The organism is Synechococcus sp. PCC 6716 (assembly GCF_022570815.1).
GTDB lineage: Bacteria > Cyanobacteriota > Cyanobacteriia > Thermosynechococcales > Thermosynechococcaceae > Thermosynechococcus > Thermosynechococcus lividus.
The window spans coordinates 12,826-36,827 of record NZ_JAKLTU010000029.1 but is presented as its reverse complement, the minus strand read 5'-3'; the positions used below and the strand labels follow the sequence as shown (position 1 = coordinate 36,827).

Here is a 24,002-nt window from a genome sequence, read left to right as displayed (position 1 = left end):
TCTCGTTTTTGCACCCAAATTGATTTCATCTTTCTGCCCGTTGTTTCGACCGTAGATGATCGTACCGATGTCGTTTTCCAAGCAGAAGTTGACGACCCACCGTGCTGCTTTGTTGATGTAGACTCGCACGTAGCAATTTCGCTTATGGGTATTAAGTTGGATTCGCTTCGAGGTCGCGCCCTTCATGGATGGCTTGCCATGAGTCAGAATCGATTTGAATTTGGCAACCTGCTTATTGAACCATTGGCTTCGAGATTTCAACCCTCTACCATCCAGCACAAAGGCAAGTCCAGTATTTGTCACGCCGGTCAAGAGGTTATTCAGGCCTGGGTCAAGCGCTAAAACGTTCTCAGGACACAATTTGCAGCATTGGGCAGTGGGTTGTTGAGTATGTTCACTTCACGATGGGCAAGACTGCTCAATGCTGCAAATTGTGTCCTGAGAACGTTTTAGCGCTTGACCCAGGCCTGAATAACCTCTTGACCGGCGTGACAAATACTGGACTTGCCTTTGTGCTGGATGGTAGAGGGTTGAAATCTCGAAACCAATGGTTCAATAAGCAGGTTGCCAAATTCAAATCGATTCTGACTCATGGCAAGCCATCCATGAAGGGCACGACCTCGAAGCGAATCCAACTTATTACCCATAAGCGAAATTGCTACGTGCGAGACTACATCAACAAAGCAGCACGGTGGGTCGTCAACTTCTGCTTGGAAAACGACATCGATACGATCATCTACGGTCGAAACAACGGGCAGAAAGATGAAATCAATTTGGGTGCAAAAACGAATCAGGAGTTCGTGCAAATTCCGCACTACAAGCTGTTTGGACGAATTAAGCAGCTTTGTTTAATTGTCGGGATTCGATTAGTCGAAACCGAAGAATCGTATACGTCTCAAGCCTCGTTTTTCGATAATGACTTCTTGCCTACGTTCGGTGAAAAACCTGAAGGGTGGAAGGCATCAGGAAAACGAGTTCTTAGAGGTCTGTACCGAACTGCGCAAGGATGGCTCATCAATGCAGACTGTAATGGAGCCTGCAACATCATGAGAAAGGTAAGCACAAAGCTCAATATCGATTTGAGTGGAGTGTGTAGAGGGGCTGTGGCAGCCCCTTCTAAGGTCAAGTTAGGGCAGATTGGTTTTGCTCTAGCCTAACTTAGAGAAGCCTCGCCGTTCCACAGCGGGGAGTGTCACGACTGCCAGTCGCAGACTGGCGCCGGGGGCTGTATCCCGTCACTGGCCACCTCTCGACGGTACAGTGCGGGGCTGATCTACCTCCCCCTCAGCTAAACGGATCTGCTCTTGATAATGGGCGATCGCCTCCTGATGCGCCTGATCTCCCGCACTCCCTGCTTTTCGAGAATCTAACTCACTGAAGGCATCTAGGCGACCATACAAAATCACCACATCTCCAGGATGAATCACCGTCGAACCCTGAGGTGCCCCAATATATGTTCCATCAGACCGTTGGATTCCTAGCACCAGCATCCCCTCCTGATACAGATCCGTTTCCTGCAACGGCTTGTCTGCCAGCCAATCGTCGGGGTCAATTTGTAGTTCGATCACCCCATAATCTTCCGCAAGGCGCAGCAGGCTGGCATAATCTCGCACGTCTAAATGGGTCCAACGCCGGAGCGCCCACTCCACCCAATGCGAGAGCAAACGACTGACCCAGCGATTCGTTGACAGCACCCACAGTACCGCAATTCCCAACAAAAGCAACCCCAGCCGAGGCAGCCACTCTTGCGGCCCTGCCACATTAATAAACGTCAACACCAGTGAAGAAATCACCGTAATCAGCCCAGCATTACCCAGCAACATCAGCCACATCAAAATACGGCGGCGTACAGGGTGAGCAACCACCAGCTCAGATTCACTTGTCGTGAAACCCGAACCTGTGATGGCAGAATGGGCTTGAAATTTAGCCGCCTCACGAGATAGCCCAGTCAAGGTCAATGCTTCAGCGGCAATCCGAGTGATCAATAGCGACAGAGTAATGGTCAGTAAAACAGAGATTAGCGCTGCCAAGCAAAGCACCTCCTAACTGACTAGAGGACTCCATAACCTGAAATTTCACCACAGAGATACAGCGCCACTTCTCCATGCCCTCAGTGTCTCTGTGGTTCTAAGCCACAATCCTTAGCATACGCTGAGATAGCTCGTAATCAGCCCTGCAGTGCTAGAGGTAAGGCAGCCTGCGTGTCCACTGCGTGCTGATTCACCAAGGCACGTATAATAAGTTTTGTAACACCCTGCCGAATTCTGCGTACCAAGAATGATTGAGATTCCTGCCCCGCTTCAGCCTATTGTGACCTTTGCCCACCCAGTTTTAATGTGGGTGTTGTTTGCATTAACCCTCTACGCGATGTATTTAGGGATTCAAACGCGTCGCTTGCGCTCCCTTAGTGGGGAGGAGAAGAAGGCACTGATTCAAGCCAAGGTGAATATTAAGCATCACCAAGTCGGTGCATTTTTACTGGCGTTTATGGTGTTGGGAGCGATTGGAGGCATGGCGGCTACCTACATCAATAACGGTAAGCTCTTTGTGGGGCCTCACTTACTTGTTGGCTTGGCAATGACAGGGTTGGTGGCCATTTCTGCTAGCTTGACTCCCTTCATGCAAAAAGGCAGTGAAGTGGCGCGGGTGCTGCACATGACCCTCAATATGCTGCTAGTGGGGTTCTTTGGTTGGCAGGCTGTGACTGGGCTGCAAATTGTCCAGCGAATTCTGAACGCCAATTAGGACAACCAGTGCTCCGCGTTTTGTCAACCATTGGCTAACCAGTTGCAAGAAGTCTGCAGTAAGCAGAGTCTTTTATGCCAGAATAGAACTGTTTGCATTACTGCAAATAATTCTTAAAGGCGATCGCCACGCTTTTGGTTTTGCAGACGGTTTACTTCTTGGCAGCTATGACAACCCTTTCCCTGACAACTCCGACCGCCACAGCTGTACAGCTGACAAATTTGCGTAAACTCTTTGGCCATTTTCCAGCCATTGAAGAGGTTAGCCTAAGGGTGCACGATGGTGAAATTCTGGGGTTATTGGGGCCGTCTGGCTGTGGTAAAACCACGCTGCTGCGACTCATTGCTGGCCTAGATACGCCCGATCAGGGCACAATTACGATTGGCGATCGCTGTGTTACGGCCCCAGGCCTATTTGTGCCACCGGAGCAGCGCTCCTTGGGGATGGTTTTTCAGGACTTTGCTCTGTTTCCCCACCTTACGGTTGCTGAAAATATTGCCTTTGGTTTGCAACAACATCGTTTTAGTAAAAAGCAAATTCAAGAACGGGTGATGGCAATTCTGTCCTTAGTTCATTTGCAGGGGATGGAAAAGCGATACCCTCACGAACTGTCGGGGGGACAGCAACAGCGGGTCGCATTAGCACGGGCGATCGCTCCCCAGCCTGCGGTGATTTTATTGGATGAACCCCTGAGTAACTTAGATGCTCAAGTTCGGCTACAGCTACGGGAGGAATTGCGTACGATTCTCAAGGCCTCCGGTACCACAGCCATTTTTGTTACCCATGATCAAGAGGAAGCCCTGAGCCTCTCGGATCGGTTAGCTGTTATGCGCCAAGGTCGCCTAGAACAGGTGGGTACCCCTGAAGATATTTATTGTCAGCCCGCTTCACGGTTTGTAGCAGGGTTTATTAGCCAAGCCAACTTTCTATCCGCCTGTGCCCAAGGTAGCCATGTCCTCACTGATATTGGCACATTCCCCCTCCTAGAGGCTGCTCCAGCCGTACAGGGTGAACTAATGATTCGCGAAGAAGATGTCATGCTCCAACCACACCCCCCCTCAGAAACCACCTTAATTGTTCGCGATCGCCAGTTCCTAGGGCGCGAATACCGCTACTGTGTGCAGGCACCGTCGGGCAAAGAACTCCATGCCCGCCTACCCGTGAATGTAGTGATTCCTGTTGGTGCCACGGTGGCCTTAACCGCTCCTGCAGAGGCTGTGCGCTTTTTTCCCAAAGAGACCTGATGTGACCTAGAGTTGCCAGCCCAAGAAGGTTAAAATAGGGGGCAATTCGACAGGAGTGTGCTATGGCCATCAAAAAAGGAGATTTTGTTAAGGTTATTGCTGAAAAACTGACCAACAGTTTGGAGGCGCTGGCCAGCGATCGCCGCTATCCGCCATACCTATTTGAAGGGCGCGGCGAAGTGGTGGATATTCGCGGTGAGTATGCCCAAATTAAATTTCCCGTGCCTACCCCAACCGTTTGGCTAAAGCTTGAGCAACTTGAAGTGAGCCAGTAAATGTCTAGCCGCGTGGCCGTCCTCGGTGCCGGAAATGTCGGCAGTGCCCTTGCCCAACGACTTGCAGAGGGAAATATTGCTGATGTTGTCCTGCTAGATGTGATTGCCGGGCGCCCCCAAGGGCTTGCCCTTGATCTCACCCAATCGCGGCTTATTCAAGGACACGATCGTCAGATCCTAGGCACAACAGACTATAGCGACATTCATCATGTTGATGTTGTGGTGATTACCGCTGGGTTCCCCCGCAAACCGGGGATGAGCCGCGACGACTTGCTGAAGCTCAACGGCAACCTGATCCAAGACATTACCCGCCAAGCCGTTGCCGTTGCCCCAGATGCAGTCTATGTCGTGGTTACGAATCCCCTTGATGTCATGACCCATGTGGCATGGCAGGTGAGTGGGCTACCCCCTCAGAAAGTCATGGGAATGGCAGGGGTATTAGATGCCGCCCGCTTTGCCGCGTTTATCGCCCTTGAGCTAAACATTTCTGTTAAAGATATTCGCGCCATGGTATTGGGGGGGCATGGCGACTTGATGGTACCCTTGCCGCGCTATTCCAGTGTTAGCGGCATTCCCATTACTGAACTGCTCCCTGCCGCCACTATCGATAGCCTCATTCAACGCACGCGTCATGGTGGTGCCGAAATTGTCAACTTGCTGCAAACTGGCAGTGCCTTTTATMCCCCCGCCGCTGCCACTGCCCTGATGGTAGAAGCGATTCTCTCGAACCAAGCGCGATTATTGCCCGTGTGTGCCTACGTTGAACACGCCTACAATCTCAGGGGGATGTATGTTGGGGTGCCAGCGCGCATTGACCGCCAAGGGGTCGCGCAAATTGTTGAATTGTCTCTGACAGAGAGTGAATTACACGCATTACACGCCTCAGCCTATGCCGTCCAAGGTGTCATTGCTGCTACCCAAAGCCTGCTGAATTGATGCTTATTTGCCAACCCTGTTGGGTATGGTCAGAGATTGCTGTTTATGAGGATGAGGATCTTACTCTTCGAGCAGCCATAGTTCACGGTTCACCGTGTTGTCTAGGATTTGCGCTGGCCGTAACACCAGTAGGAGTTGGCCGAGAATGGGAGCACTAGGAGCCTGAGGACACCAAGCTAGACGCAGTGGCTCTGCGGTAGTCTCTTCGATGAGGAGGTAGCGATCGCCCTGCCACTCCTGTTGTCCCCGATCCACAATCAGTAAAACTTGGGTGATGGGGATCAGATTGTCGCTATTGGGTAGTTCTGCGGGCAACTCCGCCACCGGCCACAGTAGGGCAACCGGATCAATGGCATTTAAGAGCACTTGCCATCCTGGCAAAGCAACCACGGTGAGGGGGCGCTCAACATTGACCAGTGAAAAGACCCCTGTGGGCTTGAGGGCTGGAACCGCGGTCAGGGCTGCCGCGGTCAGAGGGGCACAACCAGCCACAGGAATCAGGTAAGGTAACTCTTCGGCAGTCTCTAGGCGATAGAGCGGCAAGCGGGGCTGGGGGGTGACAGACACCACTGTCAAGTCGGTGAGGAGGGCTTCAAGGGCGCGGCGACCTTTCTCTGAGTCCACAAACCGGAATCCATGGGCAATGAGGCGCGATCGCTGGGCTAAATCTCGCTGTTGCCGTGCCAACTGCCAATAATAGTGACCAATGCGATCGCCTAGGGTATCTGTAAAGTGTTCGCTCTCACCCTTTTGGTAGCTCATGGTTTTGAGGGCGCGACACACCTCATGGACAGTAGCTCTATCCAGTTGCTTTTCAACAATGAGGGTTGCTGCCGCAACGCGATCGCGTTGGGACAGTACCCGTAACTCGTAAAGCAGATCACTACCGCGCTCTTGGAAGTAGGCCAGCACTGAAGGGGAGGCATTGCCAGCACGTAGGCTTTGCGCCACTTGGACAGCAATGATGAGCTGGTTTTGGTGAATTGGCTCAATACCGGTCGCTTCAAAAATAGCCTGTGGCGAATGGCCAGCTTTCTGGAGGTGTTGGCACCCTTGCCCCCAATCTTGCCACGTTCCTTCTTTGCGGCGCAGCCGTTGCAGCAATTGTGCGGTCTGGGAATCAAGATCGTGACTCATGGGGTATCAACCTCCGCTGCCTCCATGCTCCCTGGGGGTAACACCGCCGCCGTAACGATACTGTCGTCTTCATCGAGCCGTTGTAGCCGCACTCCAGTTGCCGAGCGCGATTGCGACGAAATATCGATCACTTTTTGGCGAATGATAATACCGCGACTGGTCACAATCATTAACTCGTCGTCGGCATTGACAATCCGTAAGGCTGCTAGGTGATCTTCATTGCTCTTGGCTTTGAATTTAGTGGCGGTAATCCCCATTCCAGCCCGATTTTGCAACCGAAATTGCTGGACGGGCACCCGCTTACCATAACCGTTGGTGGTAATGACCAACACCCACGGCCCTGCACTTTGGGCAGCCGCCTCGTCGCTGTCGTCGGTGTCATCGCCATCATCGCCAGTGGCGCTCAAGCTCTTGGCGATCGCCCCAGGCAGAATATCCATCCCCACTAACTCATCCCCCGGACGCAGGTTCATCGACTTCACCCCACGGGTAGCCCGCCCCAACGGCCGTAGCTGATCGTGACTGGCACGAAAATGAATTGCCATGCCCTGCCGTGAGCCAATGATAATGGTGTCCTCTTCGCGGGTTCGCCGCACCCAGCGCAATTGGTCTCCCTCCTCAAGGGAAATTGCAATGAGGCCATTAGTACGAATATGACTAAAGGCGGCAAGCGCCGTTTTTTTAATAAAGCCCTTGCTTGTGAGCATCACTAAGTACTCGTCGGCACTAAAATCGTGCACCGCAATGACGGAGGTGATCTTCTCTTCGCGGGGAATGGGCAGGAGTTGAACAATGGGAGTGCCGCGAGCTTGACGCGAGCCAGTGGGAATCTGATAGGCGGGCAGGGCATAGACGATGCCGCGATCGCTAAAGAAGAGGATGCGATCGTGATCGTTGCAGCCAAAGAAGTGCTCAACCGCATCATCCTCTTTAATTTCCGCCCCTTTGCGACCCCGGCCATCCCGACTTTGGGCTTCAAAGGTATCGACGGGCATCCGCTTAATGTAGCCCTGCTGGGTAACGAGAATCACTGATTTATCGTTAGCAATGAGGTCGGTATCGCTAATATCAGCGTCGGCTTGGACAATCTGCGATCGCCGCGGTGTGGCAAACTTCTCTTTAATTTGCAACACCTCAGCTTCAATAATATCGAGTACCCGTTGTCGATGGCTAAGAATATTGTGAAAGTCAGCAATTTGCCGCTGGAGCTCTTCGTGTTCGCGCTGAATCTTTTCTGCTTCTAGAGCCGTGAGCCGCCGCAGTTGCATCTGTAAAATGGCATCCGCTTGAGCCTCGCTGAGGGCATAGGTCTGCATGAGGTCTTGGCGTGCTAAGGCGGTATCGCTGGCAGCACGGATGCGTTGAATCACCTCATCAAGGTTGGCTAGGGCAATCAGCAATCCCTGCAAGAGGTGATCTCGCTCTTCAGCTTTACGCAGAGCATAGCGGGTACGGCGGGCGATCGCCTCTTCCCGGAAGCTCAGGAACACTTCGAGGCTGCGCTTGAGGGTCAGCAGTTGCGGTTCGTTGTTGACGATCGCCAGCATATTGGCGCCAAAATTTACCTGTAGGGGGGTTTGCTTGTACAGATTATTCAGCACCACCCGGGGATAGGCATCCCGCTTGAGTTCGATGACCACGCGAATGCCCTCGCGATCGCTTTCGTCGCGCAGATCCGCAATGCCATCGATTTTTTTGTCGTTCACCAACTCAGCAATTTTTTCCATCAGAGCAGCTTTGTTGGTTTGGTAGGGCAGCTCCGTGACAATAATGGCCTCGCGGGGCTGACGACCGGGCACCTCTAGGGTTTCAATGGTGGCAACGGCTCTCAGGGTAATGGAGCCGCGCCCTGTGGTATAGGCATCTTGAATACCAGCTTGGCCAAGAATATGCCCGCCAGTGGGGAAATCAGGCCCCGGAATATAGCGCATTAACTCGCGATCGCTGATGTCAGGCCTGTGGATCAGTGCCACCAGTCCATCCACCAACTCACCGAGGTTATGGGGGGGAATGTTCGTGGCCATCCCCACCGCAATCCCAGAGGTGCCGTTTAGCAGGAGCTGGGGCACCCGTGCGGGCAAAACAAGGGGTTCCTGTTGTGAGCCATCAAAATTATCAACAAAGTCAACGGTTTCCTGCTCAATGTCTTGGAGCAGCGCTTCCGATGCCAGCGCTTGCAGCCGACATTCGGTATAACGCATCGCAGCCGGCGGATCGTTGTCAATGGAGCCAAAGTTGCCATGCCCATCAATGAGGGGATGGCGCATGGAAAAATCCTGAGCCATGCGCACGAGGGCATCATAGACCGCCGAGTCACCATGGGGGTGGTATTTCCCCAGCACTTCACCGACCACACGGGCACATTTGCGAAAGGGACGGTCTGCGGTTAAACCTAACTCGTGCATCGCGTAGAGAATACGACGGTGCACGGGCTTGAGGCCATCCCGGGCATCCGGTAGCGCCCGCCCAACAATGACGCTCATGGCATACTCGAGGTATGAGCGCGAAATCTCATCCCGCAGTTCAGTAGGGATAATGCGGTTGGAATCAGCAGCAAAGGTCATGGTGTGCCTCGTGAGAGACTCTTATTTTACCACGAAAGGGTTCAACCCTTGACAGCGTGGGCGATCGCGCCCTCTTCTACGTCAGAAAAATATCCTGCCAGAGGCGATTGTAGGTCTGCTGGGCGGCGGCAGGCAGGGGCAGCAGTGCCTCGCTACGGGTCAACAGGGTTTGCAGATCAACATAACGATTCACTTGGGCTAGGCTGAGATCCCCCAAGACGGGGGACACTGCCGTTGTAAACTGGCTTAACTGCTCGGCTACGGTGGGTTGCCACCAGTACTGTAACCAAGCGGTTGCCGCTGCATCGGGCACGTGGGAGCACACCCACAGATCCGCCCACAGTGCAGTTCCTGCCGCCGGAGCCACCACTGCAAACGTATCGGGCTGCCGCTGCACGAGGGGGAAAATATCACTCGACCAGCCCACGGCCAATTGTGTACTGCCTAGGATCAAGGGCTGAAGATAGGCATCGGAGCTAAAGAAACCGCACCGTTGCCGCAGCGCCAGCAATCGCGCTTCAAGGTCTGGATGGTCGGGGGGGTCAGGTGCGCCCCAAGGACTTAAGGGTGAGACCAATCACTTCGCGGGGGGTGTTCAGCAGGCTATAGCGCCCGTCAAGGTCAGGGTGCCACAGGGCATCCCAGTTCGTGGGTTCCCAGCCTAAATTGGCAAAAAAATCGCGACGATACACCATGAGGGTGGCACCCCAGCGATAGGGAATACCCCAAACGGCATCGTTGGCGCTGAACCGTGCTAAGAAGGTGCGCCAAGGTGGGGTAAGGAGCGACCAATTTTCAATGCTGCTTTTGGGAATGGGCTGAACCCACCCGTTGGCGACGGCTGCTGCCAGCCAAGCATCCCCCAAGCTAAAGATGGCCGCCCCCCTGTTGTCGTTGGCGAGGGTGTCGGCAAGGCTCTGGGGGGTCTCTTTCAGGCGCAGGTTCACCCCAATGCCATGGGTTTGGCGAAAACGGCGGATGAGTTGGGGCGGCAGGGACTTTTGCAGCAGATGTACGGTAATGCCCCCTTGGCTTGATCCTTGGCACCCAGCTAGTGCCATGGCGACGATCGCCACTCCCCCCTGACAAAATTCGCGTCGCTGCATTAGCGTTGCCAACAAAACTGTAGTTGGTTGGGACACGCCGGATCCCCCAGTTGCGCCACGCCGCGATCGTTGGCCACCAAATGCCGCAGAATCAGGTAAATGGTTTCTTGCTGCTCGGAGGCGTTGAGCGCTTGGGCGATCGCCTGCACCTCTAATGGCGTAGCACTCTGCTGGAGCACCTTCACAATCTGTTTTTGTAACGCCAGAGTGGCGGCGGCTGCTTTTTTKCCCGCCTCCACCCCCGGTTGATGGTAGGCATTGATATTCACTAAAAAGCCGTACAATCCTACTGCCCGCTCGTAGAGGGCAATGAGTGCCCCCACCGTCCGAGGCGTGACCTCTGGAATGGTGACGGTGAGGGAAGGCCGATCCTTTTCGTAGAGAGCTTGGCGCGTCCCCAACAGCAGACCGCTCAAATAGTCACCGGCGGTAATGCCCGGCTCCACCTCAATGCCCGGTTGCTGGCCATCCCGCAGTACCTCGATAAACGTCACAAAAAAATTTGCCAATCCGTCGCGTAACTGCTGCACGTAGGCGTGCTGATCCGTGGTACCCTTGTTGCCATAGACGGCAATCCCTTGGTGGACAATGTTGCCAGCAAGGTCTTTCTCCTTGCCTAGAGATTCCATCACTAACTGTTGCAGATAGCGGCTAAAGAGCAGCAGGCTATCTTTATAGGGCAGAATGACCATATCTTTTTCGCCGTGCCCGTTCCCTGCGTGGTACCAGGCCAAGGCCAACAGAGCTGCCGGGTTTTGGCGCAGTTGCGGCACCCGGGTAGCCTGATCCATTTGCCGCGCCCCGTGGAGCATGGCTTCAATGTCAATCCCCTGTAGGGCAGCGGGCAACAGACCCACGGCGGAGAGTTCGGAGGTGCGCCCCCCCACCCAGTCAAACATCGGGAAAATTTCCAGCCAGCCATTGGACTCGGCAATTTGGGCAAGGCCACTGCCGGGCATGGTGATAGCCACTGCGTGGTCAGCAAAGGCTAAGCCTGATTGCTGATAGCGGGCTTGCGTTTCCAGCATGCCATTGCGGGTTTCTGGGGTGCCCCCAGACTTGGAAATAACGATGACCAGTGTGGTGCGCAGGCGATCGCCAATTTGGGCAAAAACCCGCTCAAATCCCGCTGGATCAGTATTATCGAGAAAGTGAATGGCCAAGGGGGGGGTAACGGGTGCTAAGGCGGCAGACACAAACTGGGGGCCCAGKGCCGAACCGCCAATGCCAATGGAGAGAATATCCGTAAAGCGTCCACCTTGGGGTGGGGCAATTTGGCCGGAATGGATGTGCTGGCTAAAGCGATGCACCTGGGCGATTCCGTCGCGAATCTCAGCCCGTATCTCTGGGGTGGGGGCAAGGTCGGCATCCCGCAACCAGTAGTGCCCCACCATTCGACCTTCATCCGGGTTGGCGATCGCCCCCGCTTCGAGAGCCTGCATCTGCTCAAAGGCGCGCCTAAAGGCAGGCTCTAGGTCACGAACAACGTCTTGGGTCAGCCCCATCCGACTGACATCAACGTAGAGATCAAGGTCTGGGTGGTAGTACAGCCAGTCTTGGTAGTGGTGCCAAAGAGCCAAAGCATCCATAAAAATTAAAAAAATTGCGCTACGATTCCAGCGTACCCCAACAATTACCCTCCGCAGGGAATCATCACCGTCTTCAAGATAGCGGCGATCCCTCCTCGGTTAAGATAGATCTTGCTGCCACGGAATCTAGGGATGAGTCGCCCCACTATTGAATCCATTCTTCAGGAACACCGTCTTTTTTACCCCCCCGCTGACTTTGTGGCGAAGGCACGGATTAACTCCTTTGAGGCCTACGAGCACCTCTACGCCAAAGCAAAAGCAGATCCGGCGGCCTTCTGGGGGGAACTGGCACAGCAGGAACTCGACTGGTTTCAGCCTTGGGATCAGGTACTCGATTGGCAGCCTCCCACCGCCAAGTGGTTTGTCAATGGCAAAATTAATATTACCTACAACTGCCTCGATCGCCACCTGACCACGTGGCGCAAGAACAAAGCAGCCCTGATCTGGGAAGGGGAACCCGGCGATAGCCGCACCCTCACCTATGCCCAACTGCACCGCGAGGTGTGCCAGTTTGCCAATGTTCTCAAACAACTTGGAATTAAAAAGGGCGATCGCGTCGGCATTTATATGCCCATGATTCCGGAAGCGGCGATCGCCATGCTCGCCTGCGCGCGCATTGGTGCACCCCATTCCGTCGTGTTTGGTGGCTTTAGTGCCGAAGCCCTGCGCGATCGCCTCATTGATGCTCAAGCGAAGCTAGTGGTCACTGCCGATGGTGGCTGGCGCAAAGATGCCATTGTTCCCCTCAAAGATCAAGTCGATAGCGCCCTTAGCGATCAAGCGGTTCCCAGCGTCGAGCACGTTTTGGTGGTGCAGCGCACCCAGCAGCCGATCACCATGGTGCCCGGTCGCGATCACTGGTGGCACGATCTCCAAAAAGGGGTGAGTGCCGATTGCCCCGCTGAACCGATGGACAGTGAAGACTTACTCTTTATCCTCTACACCTCTGGCTCCACGGGCAAACCTAAGGGGGTTGTGCATACCACCGCTGGCTACAACCTCTATACCCACATCACCACCCAATGGACCTTTGATCTGCAAGATACCGATGTCTATTGGTGTACTGCCGACGTTGGCTGGATTACGGGGCACAGCTACATCGTCTATGGCCCCTTGTCTAACGGTGCTACCACTGTCATGTATGAGGGAGCACCGCGCGCCTCGAATCCGGGATGTTTCTGGGACGTGATTGAAAAGTACGGTGTCACTATTTTTTATACCGCTCCCACCGCCATCCGCGCCTTTATTAAAATGGGCGAGCACCTGCCCAAGGCACGTAACCTTTCCTCATTGCGCCTGCTGGGGACCGTTGGCGAACCCATTAATCCCGAAGCATGGATGTGGTACTACCGCGTCATTGGTGGCGAACGCTGTCCTATCGTCGATACGTGGTGGCAAACCGAGACCGGTGGCCACATGATCACCTCCTTACCCGGTGCCATCCCCATGAAACCCGGCTCAGCCACTAAACCCTTTCCCGGCATCTTGGCAGATGTTGTTGATTTAGAGGGGCACCCGGTCGGGGTCAACGAAGGGGGGTATCTGGTAATTCGCCACCCATGGCCGGGGATGATGCGCACCGTCTATGGCGATCCCGATCGCTTCCGCCGGACGTACTGGGAGCATATTCCTCCCCAGAACGGCCAGTACGTTTACTTTGCGGGGGATGGGGCGCGCAAAGATGCAGACGGCGACTTCTGGATCATGGGACGGGTGGATGATGTGATTAACGTGTCGGGGCATCGCCTAGGCACCATGGAAATTGAGTCAGCCTTGGTCGCCCACCCTGCGGTGGCTGAAGCTGCCGTTGTTGGCAAGCCTGACGAGGTGAAGGGCGAAGATATCGTGGCCTTCGTGATTTTAGAAGGTAGCACTCCCCCCACCGAGACCCTGCAGCAGGAACTCAAGCAGCACGTCGTTAAGGAGATCGGTGCGTTGGCACGCCCAGCGGAGATTCGCTTTACCGATGCGCTGCCCAAAACCCGCTCCGGCAAAATTATGCGGCGGTTACTGCGCTCTTTGGCCGCTGGGGAAGAGGTGGCAGGGGATACCTCAACCCTTGAGGATCGCTCGGTACTCGATAAATTGCGTCAGGGAGCGTAGGCCATAGGGAGTCTGATGGCGACTGGCATTCGCACAAAAACGCTGATTTTGCTGGCAACTGCGGCCATTTTGGGAGGCAGCCTCTTTTTATTTGAGCAACAACTACCGGCACCAAACGCACCAAGTCAACAAACCAAGGCTCGCCTCTTTAGCTTCCAAGAGGCGGATGTTACCGCTCTCAAGATTGTGGCGCCCCAGTACACCCTTAACCTCAAAAAGCAGGAAACGGGGACGTGGGTCATTCAGCGAGAGCAGGAGGTGCCAGCGGAAGAGGGAACCGTCGTCTTTTTATTAAATTTGCTGACCACGGGTGAGCGCGATCGCTCCCTTGACGTGCCCACGAATCGTGCCGCTGACTATGGCCTTTTGCCCCCCATGGCTACCCTAGAGATTACCCTTAAGGATGGCACGCAGCATCGGCTATTACTGGGCAACCCGACCTTTGATGGCCGGCAACTCTATGCCGAAATTGACCCCCAACCACAGCCTCGTGACACTATGACAGTCACCTTGGTTCCCTTAGACCTGAAAAATGCTATTGAACGTCCCCTGATCGAGTGGGAGCGCCAGCCAGCCCCACGCTCACCCGAACCCTCAAACTAAGCGTCAGCCACCCGAATCAGGTTTTTCTTCAGTAAGGCTTGCAAATCTGCATTGTGGGTTTTGCAGTTGCGCCAACGGCGTTCATCAACATTTTCATTCCGACCCGGCTGGAGGGTCAGCGGGCCAAAAAAACTATCGAAGGTGATGGGTTGCTCTAACTCACTAATTACTGTCACCATTGTCATTACTCGCTTAATACCCAAGTATCTTTGCTGCCACCTCCTTGGGAGGAATTGACCACTAAGGATCCGGGCTTCATAGCAACCCGTGTGAGTCCTCCGGGGTGCACGTAAATCTCTTTGCCATAGAGAATATAGGGGCGCAGATCCACATGGCAGCCAACAATCTCATCGCCGAGGAGGGTCGGTACCCGCGAGAGAGACAGGGTAGGCTGGGCAATATAGTTGCGGGGGTTAGCCTTCACGCGCTCAGCAAACTCAGCCCGCTCACTAGCTGTGGATTGGGTGCCAATGAGCATCCCGTAGCCCCCCGACTCGTTGGCAGATTTGATCACCAATTCATCTAAATGATGGAGCACGTAGTCGAGTTGCTGCGGTTCCCAGCACAGATAGGTGGGGACGTTCGGTAACCGCAGCTCTTCCCCCAGATAGTAGCGGATCATTTGGGGAACGTAGGCATAGATCACTTTATCGTCAGCAACACCAGTGCCCAAGGCGTTGGCGATCGCTACCCGTCCTTGACGATAGACCTCTGTTAAGCCTGCCACCCCTAGCATCGAGTCCGATCGAAAGACGGCCGGATCAATAAAATCATCATCAATGCGGCGATAGACCACATCCACCCGTTTTAAGCCTTTGGTGGTACGCATTTGCAAGTAGCCATCTGCCACCACCAAATCCCGCCCTTCCACAAGGGTGACACCCATCTGCTGCGCCAAAAAAGAATGCTCAAAATAGGCTGAGTTATACATCCCCGGAGTCAGTACCACCACTGTGGCATCCGGCAATCCGGGTGGGGCTAGGTTCAATAGGGTTTCCAGTAAATGGCTGGCGTACTCATCCACCGGCTGGATATCCAACTCCTTAAATACCAGTGGAAAGGTACTTTTCATCACCCGTCGATTCTCAAGCACATAGGAAATGCCAGAGGGACAGCGCAAATTATCTTCAAGGACATACCATGTGCCGTCGCGATCGCGCACCAAGTCAGTTCCCGTAATATGGCACCAAATTCCTGCGGGTGGCTTTAGATCGTGGCAAGCACGCAGATAGCCCTTGGCTGACTCGATGAGTTCCCGGGGAATCACGCCATCATTAATGATTTTTTGCTGGCCATAGACATCCGCAATAAAACAGTTCAGCGCTTGAATGCGTTGCTTGAGCCCCTGTTCAAGCTGCCGCCACTCTTGCGCCGGAATCACTCGCGGCAAAATATCAAAGGGCATAATCCGCTCGGTGCCCTCCTCAGAGCCATAGACCGTAAATGTGGCACCGATGTTAAACATGACCTGCTGAGCCGTGGTTTGGCGCCGTTTTAGCTCTCCTTCTGGCAGCGATCGCACCCGCCGTAAGAGAGGCTCAATAAACGGTCGTGGCTGACCGCGGGCAATAAACCACTCATCATAAAAATCGCCCGGATCGTAATTATCGAGTTCCACTATTCTCTCTCCACTGCTGCTCAGCATCCTTGGACGTTCCCAAGTATCCTAGCTTCCATGTTTGTCTATTTCCCTATAGTACAAAGTTGTACTAGCTTCAATGACGTAAGCACCGGTGCTCCTCACAGAGACGTTAGCCAAGTCAATTGTTACAATACGTTACAGCGTTATCCCCACGTCCCTATGAACACGGCCTTACCCCCTGCGTCTGAGTCTCCCCAAGACATTGCGATCGCTGCTGAAGCGCTACCCAATGCCAACGATGAGTTTCAGCCCTACGATCCGGAGGCGATCGCGGCTTATTATCGGCAACGCCCCTTGCTGGTGATCAGCCGTTGGGTGCAGATTCTGTGGCCGGTGTTTTGGCTGCTATTCAATCGCTGGTGGGATAACCTCACAGGACAAGGGAAGAAAAATCAACATCGCCGGGCGATCGCCCTGCGAGACACCCTAACCCGCCTCGGTCCGGCCTACATTAAAGTGGGGCAGGCGCTGTCCACCCGCCCAGACCTGTTGCCTGCCGTTTACCTTGAAGAACTGACGAAACTCCAAGATCAATTACCGGCGTTTCCCAATGAAGTTGCATTTCGCTTTATCGAGGAGGAACTCGGGGCGCCCCCCCAGGAACTGTTTGCCGACCTGAGTGATCAGCCCATTGCGGCGGCATCCTTAGGGCAAGTTTATCGCGGTCGCCTCAAAAGTGGTGAAATAGTTGCGGTCAAAGTGCAGCGCCCCGGCCTTGCTGAAAGTATTACCCTTGACATTTACATTTTGCGAGGGGTGGCCTACTGGGCTCAACGCCTCATCAAAGAAATTCGCAGCGATTTGGTGGCAATTTTAGATGAGTTTGCTAGTCGGCTGTTTGAGGAAATGGACTATACCCAAGAGGGGCGTAATGCCGAGCGCTTTGCCCGCCTCTACGGTCATCTACCCGATGTCTATATTCCAAAAATCTACTGGGACTATACCCGCCGCCGCGTCCTGACCATGGAATGGGTGACGGGGGTCAAGCTCAACCAGCCACAGCAAATTCAAGCCCAAGGGATCGACCCCCGCTATATGGTGTATGTTGGGGTACAGTGTTCCCTGCGGCAATTGCTGGAGCACGGTTTCTTCCACGCAGACCCACACCCCGGCAACCTGCTGGCGATGCCCAATGGTAAACTCGCCTACCTTGACTTTGGCATGATGAGCGAGATTGAACCTGCCCAGCGCTACGGTTTACTGAATGCCATTGTTCATATTGTCAACCGCGAGTACGAAAGTCTTGCCTATGACTATGTGCGCTTAGGGTTTTTGGCGGAAGATACCAATCTAGAGCCAATTATTCCGGCGCTGGCGCTGGTCTTTGAGGATGCCCTAGGGGCAAGTGTGGCTGAGTTGAATATTCAGCGCATTTTTGATCGCCTTTCGGAAGTGATGTACGAGTATCCGTTTCAGGTGCCCGCTTACTATGCCTTAATTGTGCGATCGCTACTCACGATGGAAGGGATTGCCATGGGCGTGGACCCAAACTTCAAGGTGCTCAGTGCGGCCTATCCGTACATTGCCAAACGGCTCCTTACCGATTCAGCGCCGGAGTTGCGCACTAGCTTGGCAAACTTGCTGCTCAAGGATGGTCAATTCCGCTGGACCCGCCTTGAGAATTTGCTGCGCAATGCTCGCGAAAGCCGTGACTACGATTTTAATGTGGTGTTCGAACAAGCCCTTGACTTTTTATTTTCTGAGCGGGGTGAGTTTTATCGCGATCGCCTTGCCGATGAAATTGTCAAGAGTTTGGATACTTGGGCACGGGTAACGGTGGGTCAGTTCAATGTGGCGCAGATGTTACCGCTGGTTACCCGCCCCGTTCCCACCAGTAGCGCCCCAAGCATTATCAGCGAACCCAATGCCCTTGAGCATTTGCGGCGGATTTTTAGTATTTTGCAGGACACCCCCGGGTTTGATGTGATGAAGATTATTCCTGCGATTCTGAAAATTATCCTCCGCCCAGAATTGCAGCAGATGGGACAGCGAATTGTCAATGGTCTCCTCCAACGGGCGATCGCCCGCTTTGTCCGGGAAGTCTTTTTAGCAGATACAAAACCTCAACTGCAATCCACCGGGGCAACCAACTGACCTTCTCCCCGCCCGCGGGGGGCTTGGAGATGTCCCGATGAACCCACCTCACTATCGTGGAGATACCCTTGAGCTAGAAGAAGAGCGCCTTTACAAGCCCATCATGGCCTACCGCCAACAGCACAGTCTTTCTCCATTTCCCTCTCGCCCTCGTTGAACCTAGTCGCTATCCAGCAACACCAAGTCTTTGGGCAGCTTGAGCAGAACTGTTGGGAAGCGATAGGGTAATACCAGTTGGGGTTGAAGCAGTGCTATGGGCATTTTGGTGTATCACGATGATGAGACGACAGCAGCCACACTTGTTACCATGCTGAGTGCATCAGAGCAGCGGGTTGACGTAGTTGCCCGAGCCGATGACCTCTGGGGGATATTGGCCAGTAGTCGCTATGAGTTGCTGATTGTAGATGACGCACACCTAGAGACAACGGTGGAGCGTTTTTGTCAGCAGGTGCGCAGCCATGGCTTTCAGGAGCCAATTTTGGTATTGACCCGCAGCGAAGTTCCAAGGCAGCCAGACGATCAAGTCATTTACTACCGTTATCCCTGTAGTCAAAGTTCCCTAGTTCACGTGGTCAAGCCTCTTCTGAGCGCGATCGCCACCTCTAGGCTAAAAACCAATCATGACTCTGGTCTGCCCTTGGTGCTGCACATTGATAACGATGCCGCCTTAGTACATTCCCTAGAACGCCATGCCGCCGATGCTGGGTTTCGTTATGTAGCCATTGATAGTTGGCCCTTAGTCAAAGCCTACGTTGAAGACTTTGCCCCCAATGTCGTGATTCTCAATCCAGAAGTGGTTCCCGACGAGGCCACAAGCCGCGAGTTTTTACAAGAGTTACGCCAGCATCGTCCGCCAATTCCTGTGTTGGTCTTCACGGCCCACGACACATGGCGCGATCGCCTTGCCGCCATTCGCTTGGGGTCGCGGATTACCCTCAACAAGCCTGTGGATATGGAGCGACTGCTGCAAACCCTCGAACAACTGTTGCAGCCGCAGGAAGTGACATCCGCCAGTATTCTAACGGTGGATGATGATCCGGTCACCTTAGCCATTCTCAAGCGGCTCCTTGAGCCGTGGGGGATGAGTGTCACGTCCCTACAAGATCCAGATCAATTCTGGGATGTTTTGGAAGCCACCCATCCAGAATTAGTGATTCTCGACGTGCAAATGCCCGGCATCAATGGCATTGAACTGTGCCAAGTTGTACGCAATGACCCCCGCTGGAGTCGCCTACCAATTTTGTTTCTCACCGCAACCACCGATCCGGCACTTGTGAACCAACTCTTTGCCGCTGGTGCCGATGATTTTGTGAATAAGCCGATTGTCGGGCCAGAGCTAATGACACGCATTATCAACCGCCTTGAGCGTACACGGCTCCTCAAGCGGTTGGCGGAGGTGGATCCGCTCACTGGGGTGTGCAACCGTCGCAAGGCCACCGAGGATATTGAACGCTTTTTGCAGTTGGCAGATCGGCAGCAGCAACCGCTGTGTCTCGCAGTTTTAGACTTAGACTACTTCAAACGTATTAACGATACCTACGGCCATGATCTGGGGGACCAGGTCTTGGTGACGACAGCGCGCATTCTGCGGCAATCCTTACGCATGGAGGATGTAGTGGCTCGTTGGGGTGGAGAAGAGTTTTTAGTAGCTTTGTACGGAATTTCCCTAGAGGTAGCAGAACAGCGATTGGGGATGTGCTTACAGCGTCTGCGCAGCCATACCTTCCCTGTGTCGGATCAAGAGGGGTTCCAGGTCAGCTTTAGTGCAGGGGTGAGCCAATATCCCAACCATGGTGCCACTCTCCTAGAACTGGTGAAAGCAGCAGATGAGGCACTTTATCAAGCCAAGGCCGCAGGCCGCTGTCAGATTGCCACGGCAACGATCTAAATAGATTAATGACACCTGAATTGCTCCCTTCGGTTGCGCATCGCTATGCCTTCGGCACGCTATGCGAAGACCACCACGGATTTTTGCTAGTGGTACTATTGCTGATGCTCTGCTAGGACTCTAACCGCCGCTTTTGTGCCTCTTGATCGTTGGCTTTGGCACGGCGGAGCGTCTTTTCTTTAATGTCAACCCATGCTTTTTTAGAAAATTATGTATCGTGACTGTACTGACATTAATCCCTAGCTGCTCGCTGATCATGTCTCGGTACTGCCATAGGCACTTGTCTGGATAGGCTACAATAATCTCCATCACCTTGCTGTAGTTTTGATCTAGAATGCCAATTCGTTTTGTCCCCACTTTCTTAGGGGTTAAGTCCTGTGTCTCTTGATACTGCCGAACCCATCGATGTACGGTTCTCTTGGTCACCATGAACCGCTCTGCTACCTGCCGGATGGAGGTTCCGCCCGCTTGATAGGCCGCCACAACCCTGCGCCGTAAATCTAAGGAGTGGGTTGGCATATGCTACTCTCCTGACCTTTGAGTACTTTATTTCCTATATTAGCTTAATAAGCTTTAACTAATGAGGGGTTCGGAGAGCGATACGTCCCGCGCTGTACCCGTAGGGTCAGTGTCGGGGGGATGTCACAAACTTGGATTAAGGTGTCCGTTCTAGAACTACCCCTATGACACACTGGTTGAATACCTACGGCTTTTTAATTGTGTCCATGACTCTGGGGGCATTACTAGCGTTGTCGCTCTACTTGCCCTTCATGAGTGGTCAGCTCTCCCTTGCTAGTCCTGGGTTTTATGCCATTGGTGGCTATATTGCGGCAATTCTCTCAACTCGGGTTTTCTCAGCGGTGACACCCTACCCTCTGTGGTGTATGGCGGTGGAACTGGTTTTGGCGGTGGTATGTTGTGGCCTATTGGGCTGGGGAATTGGCGTGCCCGTGCTGCGGCTGCGGGGAATCTACTTTGCCATTGCTACGATCGCCTTGGTGGAAGTGCTGCGGGTCTTGGCCTTGAATCTAGAGATTACAGGGGGGGCGATCGGTATTTTTGGGGTGCCGCAGCCGTTTCGCGAACCCTTGGGATACCTGTGGTTGACGTTGCCCTTGTTAGTGGTGGTGGCGATCGCCATTGGCCGCCTTGAGTACAGCCGGCCGGGGCAAGCGATGCAGGCGATTCGTGCCGATGAGCTAGTGGCCACCACCCTTGGCATTGATGCAACTCGCTACAAAGTGTTGGGGTTTACCCTTGGCGCGATGCTAGCGGGGGTGGCAGGGGTTTTAAGTGCCCATTTACTGAATACGTGGAACCCGCGCCAAGGGACGTTCGACACGGGGATTATTGCCCTGACCGCGGTGTTAATTGGCGGCAATCGTACCTTTATTGGGGCGGTGGTTGGCGGTATGGTCTTTACTGCCCTCCCTGAATTGCTGCGTGGTTTGGCGGATCAACCCCAACTGCCAACGGCGATTGCAGCCTTTTTACGCGATGGGCGGATGATTCTCTACGGTGGGTTGATTGTGCTGGGCACCTGCTTTTTTCCGCAGGGGGTGTGTCAACCGCCCCGTTGGCGGCAACTTCAATCTCGGTTGAGGGTCTGGCGGCACATCCGAAAGGATTTGTTACACTGAATCCCTATGGTTGTTTCCTTAACCCTCAGTAGCGACTTGAACGAGCTTGAGGCACTGCTAGAGTGGTTCAACCGCTATCAACCACCGCTATTTCCCCTTGAAGAATGGCTAAAGCTCGAGCTAGCCTTGGCCGAGGGGTTTACCAATGCTGTGCGCCATGCCCACCGCGATCGCCCCAAGGAAACCCCGATTCGAGTCGAGTTATCCCTAACCCAGACAATGATTGAGCTGCGCATTTGGGATCAGGGGCAGGGCTTTGATTTGATGACACATTTGCAACAGTTGCCCGCCCAAATTGCTGTGGATGCCGAAGGCGGACGTGGTTTGCGCCTATTAGCTACCATCGTGGATGAGCTAAGCTATAGGCCCAGTGAAACGGGCGGGAATTGTTTAACCTTGCGAAAACGGGTTGCTCACCTAGCCCATTAGCCTAGATTTCTATTGGATTGAACGTGGCTAGGACGTAAGGGCTACCATAGAGACTAGAGCAGTTGTGCCGATAATCGCTTCCCTTAAACATCCGCTGTTTTTAGGCCGCAAATTTCCATGAACCAGCCCCTAGTCACTCTTACCTGTCCCGAGTGTGGCACGGCGAACCCCATTACTAATCAAGAGTGTAGTCATTGCCATGTCCCTCTTCTGAAGCGTTATCTGTGGGCGATTGGCTCTAGTTTAGATGGTTATAAGATCGGGGCTATTGTTGGCGATCGCTATCTGGTGCAGGGCAAACACCTACTGCTAGACCTCTTCCCCGGTGAGCCTGCCCCCGGCATCGATAACACAGTGCAACTGTATCGCCCCTACCTGAAGCTTTTTCCCAAACGTCCCCACGTCCCCGAACTATTTGGGGCACTGTCGCTAGGGGCAGGGGAATTGCTGCTGCTTGAGCACGCTCCCGTCAGTTGTATCGACATTAACGGTGCCCAAAGCACCCCCGGCTTAACCCATGCTGCACCGCTGACGAGCATTTGGCAAAAGGCTGGCGTCGTGCGACGATTGAGTTGGTTATGGCAAATTATTTCCCTGTGGCCTGCCCTGATAGAAGAGAATGTGGCAGTTACACTTCTGAACCCCCAACTGTTGCGAGCAGAAGGCTCCTTAGTGCGGCTGCTGCAACTACAGGTTGGGGCCGATCCCACCTTGGCAATGCTGGGAGCCTTTTGGCAAGAGCACTTTGGCTTTGCGGATCGAGACGACAACTTTGACCAAGCATTTCAGATGCTGTGTGAGCAAATGCAGCACAGTCAAGAGGTAACCCCAGAATCGGTACGCTCAACCATTGAAACACTGTTTCAGCAGGCTCTGAGCCATCTGGACTATCAATACCACTATGATATTGTTACCCGCTCTGATCAAGGCCCAAGCCGGAGCCGAAATGAAGATAGCTGCTACCCGCCTCACGGTACCGCCCTCAACCATGCGTCGCGGATGTTAGCCTTGGTCTGTGATGGGGTAGGGGGGCACGAAGGGGGAGATGTGGCTTCCGGTTTAGCCATTTCAATTTTAGTGGAGGCTCTGGAGCCACTCAACCTCCTCGACACGAATCCAGAAGAGGTGCAGCAGGCTATTCAAAACGCCATTCATCGCACGAACGATGCCATCAGTGCGCGTAACGATTCTGAGCATCGCCACGAACGGCAACGGATGGGAACGACCCTTGTGGGTACCCTCATTGAGCACGCCAATCTTTACCTTGCCCACATTGGCGATAGTCGTGCCTACTGGATTAACCATTGGGGCTGCTATCAGTTGACCCTCGATGACGATGTGGCAAGCCGCGATGTCCGCTTGGGGATGAGTACCTACCATCAGGCTCTTGAGCATCCCTACGGCGGCTCCCTTGTGCAAGCTCTTGGGATGGCACCGTCTCACCATCTTTACCCCACGGTGGAGCGCTTTTTGCTGGATGAAGAGGGGATCCTGCTCCTGTGCTCCGATGGCCTAAGTGACTTTAATCGGGTAGAAACCTATTGGCGTCGGTATCTCCTGCCGGTGCTCAAAGGAGACATCAGCCTTGAGGTGGCGGGCGATCGCCTCATCGAGCTAGCCAATAGTGCCAATGGCCACGACAATGTCACCGTTGCCCTCATCCACTGCCACGTTAGCACCTCCCACGGTGCCATTGAGCCAGACTACAGCAGGATGGTCTGTAGCGACGAACTGCCAGAGGTAACAGATATCACCATGACCTATACCCCCCCCGAAAACCACAGCGACGACTTGGCGGTAACGGTCTCCTCGGTCGGTGAAACCTTGCTTCCCCCGCTGACGGCTCCCCCTGTCCGTCGGATAACAGCAACACGGCAACAGTGGCCGTTACTGCTGGTGCTGGTGGGTCTAATTGCCGCAGGATTATCACTGTTGGCGGTCTTGAGTCTTAAACGCCCCCAGATGATGGATGTGAACCCCTCCCCTACACCAGTATTGGCCGATTGA

21 protein-coding genes and 1 pseudogene are annotated in these 24,002 nt (G+C 54.0%); 12 read left to right on the top strand and 10 right to left on the bottom strand.

All coding sequences use genetic code 11. The annotated features are described in order from the left end of the window. Positions 1-303 (bottom strand): transposase (locus L5220_RS11430; RefSeq protein ID WP_499573681.1); only part of this gene is annotated, 303 nt, incomplete at its 3' end. A 101-nt stretch (positions 304-404) separates the two neighbouring features. On the opposite strand from L5220_RS11430, the gene L5220_RS11425 reads away from it, so the two are divergent. Further along, positions 405-1,157, top strand: coding sequence for a transposase (locus L5220_RS11425; protein WP_499573677.1), 753 nt, complete (start codon positions 405-407; stop codon positions 1,155-1,157). Positions 1,158-1,235: 78 nt separating this feature from the next. On the opposite strand, the gene L5220_RS11420 is transcribed toward L5220_RS11425, so the two are convergent. Continuing rightward, on the bottom strand, positions 1,236-2,030 hold the full coding sequence (locus L5220_RS11420) for a TrkA C-terminal domain-containing protein (RefSeq protein ID WP_499573676.1): 795 nt from the start codon (positions 2,028-2,030) through the stop codon (positions 1,236-1,238). Positions 2,031-2,277: 247 nt separating this feature from the next. Here L5220_RS11420 and L5220_RS11415 point away from each other — a divergent pair, with 247 nt between their 5' ends. The 4 genes from L5220_RS11415 to mdh all read left to right on the top strand — a co-directional run bounded on the left by L5220_RS11415 (position 2,278) and on the right by mdh (position 5,200). Further along, positions 2,278-2,745 (top strand): DUF4079 domain-containing protein, encoded by a 468-nt coding sequence (locus L5220_RS11415; RefSeq protein WP_099799100.1) that lies wholly within the window; start codon positions 2,278-2,280, stop codon positions 2,743-2,745. 167 nt (positions 2,746-2,912) lie between these two features. Continuing rightward, positions 2,913-3,989 carry an ABC transporter ATP-binding protein gene (locus tag L5220_RS11410; protein WP_499573674.1) on the top strand — a complete coding sequence of 359 codons (1,077 nt, stop codon included), beginning with the start codon at positions 2,913-2,915 and terminating at the stop codon, positions 3,987-3,989. A gap of 62 nt (positions 3,990-4,051) precedes the next feature. Then, a complete protein-coding gene (gene ndhO, locus L5220_RS11405) occupies positions 4,052-4,264 on the top strand; it encodes a photosynthetic/respiratory NAD(P)H-quinone oxidoreductase subunit O (protein WP_099799102.1) in 213 nt (70 codons plus the stop codon). Further along, the gene (gene mdh, locus L5220_RS11400) at positions 4,265-5,200 is read left to right on the top strand and encodes a malate dehydrogenase (RefSeq protein ID WP_499573672.1); all 936 of its coding nucleotides are present in this window, start codon (positions 4,265-4,267) and stop codon (positions 5,198-5,200) included. A gap of 60 nt (positions 5,201-5,260) precedes the next feature. Here mdh and L5220_RS11395 read toward each other — a convergent pair whose 3' ends face one another. The 5 genes from L5220_RS11395 to L5220_RS11375 form a co-directional block, all read right to left on the bottom strand. Next, complete coding sequence (locus tag L5220_RS11395; protein ID WP_499573670.1) at positions 5,261-6,337, bottom strand: RuBisCO accumulation factor 1; 1,077 nt, start codon at positions 6,335-6,337, stop codon at positions 5,261-5,263. Then, positions 6,334-8,901, bottom strand: a complete 2,568-nt coding sequence (gyrA, locus tag L5220_RS11390; protein ID WP_499573668.1) for a DNA gyrase subunit A — start codon at positions 8,899-8,901, stop codon at positions 6,334-6,336. The genes L5220_RS11395 and gyrA overlap by 4 nt, the downstream gene beginning before the upstream one ends. 76 nt (positions 8,902-8,977) lie before the next feature. Continuing rightward, positions 8,978-9,478 (bottom strand): extracellular solute-binding protein, encoded by a 501-nt coding sequence (locus tag L5220_RS11385; RefSeq protein WP_499573667.1) that lies wholly within the window; start codon positions 9,476-9,478, stop codon positions 8,978-8,980. Next, the gene (locus tag L5220_RS11380; RefSeq protein WP_499573665.1) at positions 9,444-10,007 is read right to left on the bottom strand and encodes an ABC transporter substrate-binding protein; all 564 of its coding nucleotides are present in this window, start codon (positions 10,005-10,007) and stop codon (positions 9,444-9,446) included. Before L5220_RS11380 ends, L5220_RS11385 begins: the two co-directional genes overlap by 35 nt. Further along, entirely contained in the window at positions 10,007-11,596 is a 1,590-nt protein-coding gene (locus L5220_RS11375) for a glucose-6-phosphate isomerase (protein ID WP_499573663.1), read from the bottom strand. The genes L5220_RS11380 and L5220_RS11375 overlap by 1 nt, the downstream gene beginning before the upstream one ends. A gap of 132 nt (positions 11,597-11,728) precedes the next feature. Here L5220_RS11375 and acs point away from each other — a divergent pair, with 132 nt between their 5' ends. Together acs and L5220_RS11365 are read left to right on the top strand one after the other, a co-directional pair. Beyond that, a complete protein-coding gene (gene acs / locus L5220_RS11370; RefSeq protein WP_499573662.1) occupies positions 11,729-13,699 on the top strand; it encodes an acetate--CoA ligase in 1,971 nt (656 codons plus the stop codon). Between the two features lie 15 nt (positions 13,700-13,714). Further along, positions 13,715-14,302, top strand: coding sequence for a DUF4340 domain-containing protein (locus tag L5220_RS11365; protein ID WP_499573660.1), 588 nt, complete (start codon positions 13,715-13,717; stop codon positions 14,300-14,302). On the opposite strand, the gene L5220_RS11360 is transcribed toward L5220_RS11365, so the two are convergent. Together L5220_RS11360 and L5220_RS11355 are read right to left on the bottom strand one after the other, a co-directional pair. Beyond that, positions 14,299-14,481: a hypothetical protein gene (locus tag L5220_RS11360; protein WP_099799899.1), complete on the bottom strand. Its 183-nt coding sequence runs from the start codon at positions 14,479-14,481 to the stop codon at positions 14,299-14,301. The two genes, L5220_RS11365 and L5220_RS11360, sit on opposite strands and share 4 nt — an antisense overlap. A gap of 5 nt (positions 14,482-14,486) precedes the next feature. Next, a complete protein-coding gene (locus L5220_RS11355) occupies positions 14,487-15,920 on the bottom strand; it encodes a circularly permuted type 2 ATP-grasp protein (protein WP_499573659.1) in 1,434 nt (477 codons plus the stop codon). A 57-nt stretch (positions 15,921-15,977) separates the two neighbouring features. On the opposite strand from L5220_RS11355, the gene L5220_RS11350 reads away from it, so the two are divergent. Beyond that, positions 15,978-18,038: an ABC1 kinase family protein gene (locus L5220_RS11350; protein WP_499573657.1), complete on the top strand. Its 2,061-nt coding sequence runs from the start codon at positions 15,978-15,980 to the stop codon at positions 18,036-18,038. Positions 18,039-18,291: 253 nt separating this feature from the next. Further along, positions 18,292-19,926 (top strand): GGDEF domain-containing protein, encoded by a 1,635-nt coding sequence (locus tag L5220_RS11345; RefSeq protein ID WP_499573655.1) that lies wholly within the window; start codon positions 18,292-18,294, stop codon positions 19,924-19,926. Between the two features lie 121 nt (positions 19,927-20,047). Here the strand turns inward: L5220_RS11345 and L5220_RS11340 are convergent. Further along, positions 20,048-20,445: pseudogene (locus tag L5220_RS11340) on the bottom strand (helix-turn-helix domain-containing protein); the annotation flags it as partial. Between the two features lie 164 nt (positions 20,446-20,609). Between L5220_RS11340 and L5220_RS11335 the strand changes: the two are divergent. The 3 genes from L5220_RS11335 to L5220_RS11325 all read left to right on the top strand — a co-directional run bounded on the left by L5220_RS11335 (position 20,610) and on the right by L5220_RS11325 (position 24,002). Then, positions 20,610-21,566: a branched-chain amino acid ABC transporter permease gene (locus L5220_RS11335; protein ID WP_499573654.1), complete on the top strand. Its 957-nt coding sequence runs from the start codon at positions 20,610-20,612 to the stop codon at positions 21,564-21,566. 6 nt (positions 21,567-21,572) lie between these two features. Next, a complete protein-coding gene (locus tag L5220_RS11330; protein WP_099799110.1) occupies positions 21,573-21,995 on the top strand; it encodes an ATP-binding protein in 423 nt (140 codons plus the stop codon). 117 nt (positions 21,996-22,112) lie between these two features. Further along, the gene (locus tag L5220_RS11325; protein WP_499573652.1) at positions 22,113-24,002 is read left to right on the top strand and encodes a PP2C family protein-serine/threonine phosphatase; all 1,890 of its coding nucleotides are present in this window, start codon (positions 22,113-22,115) and stop codon (positions 24,000-24,002) included.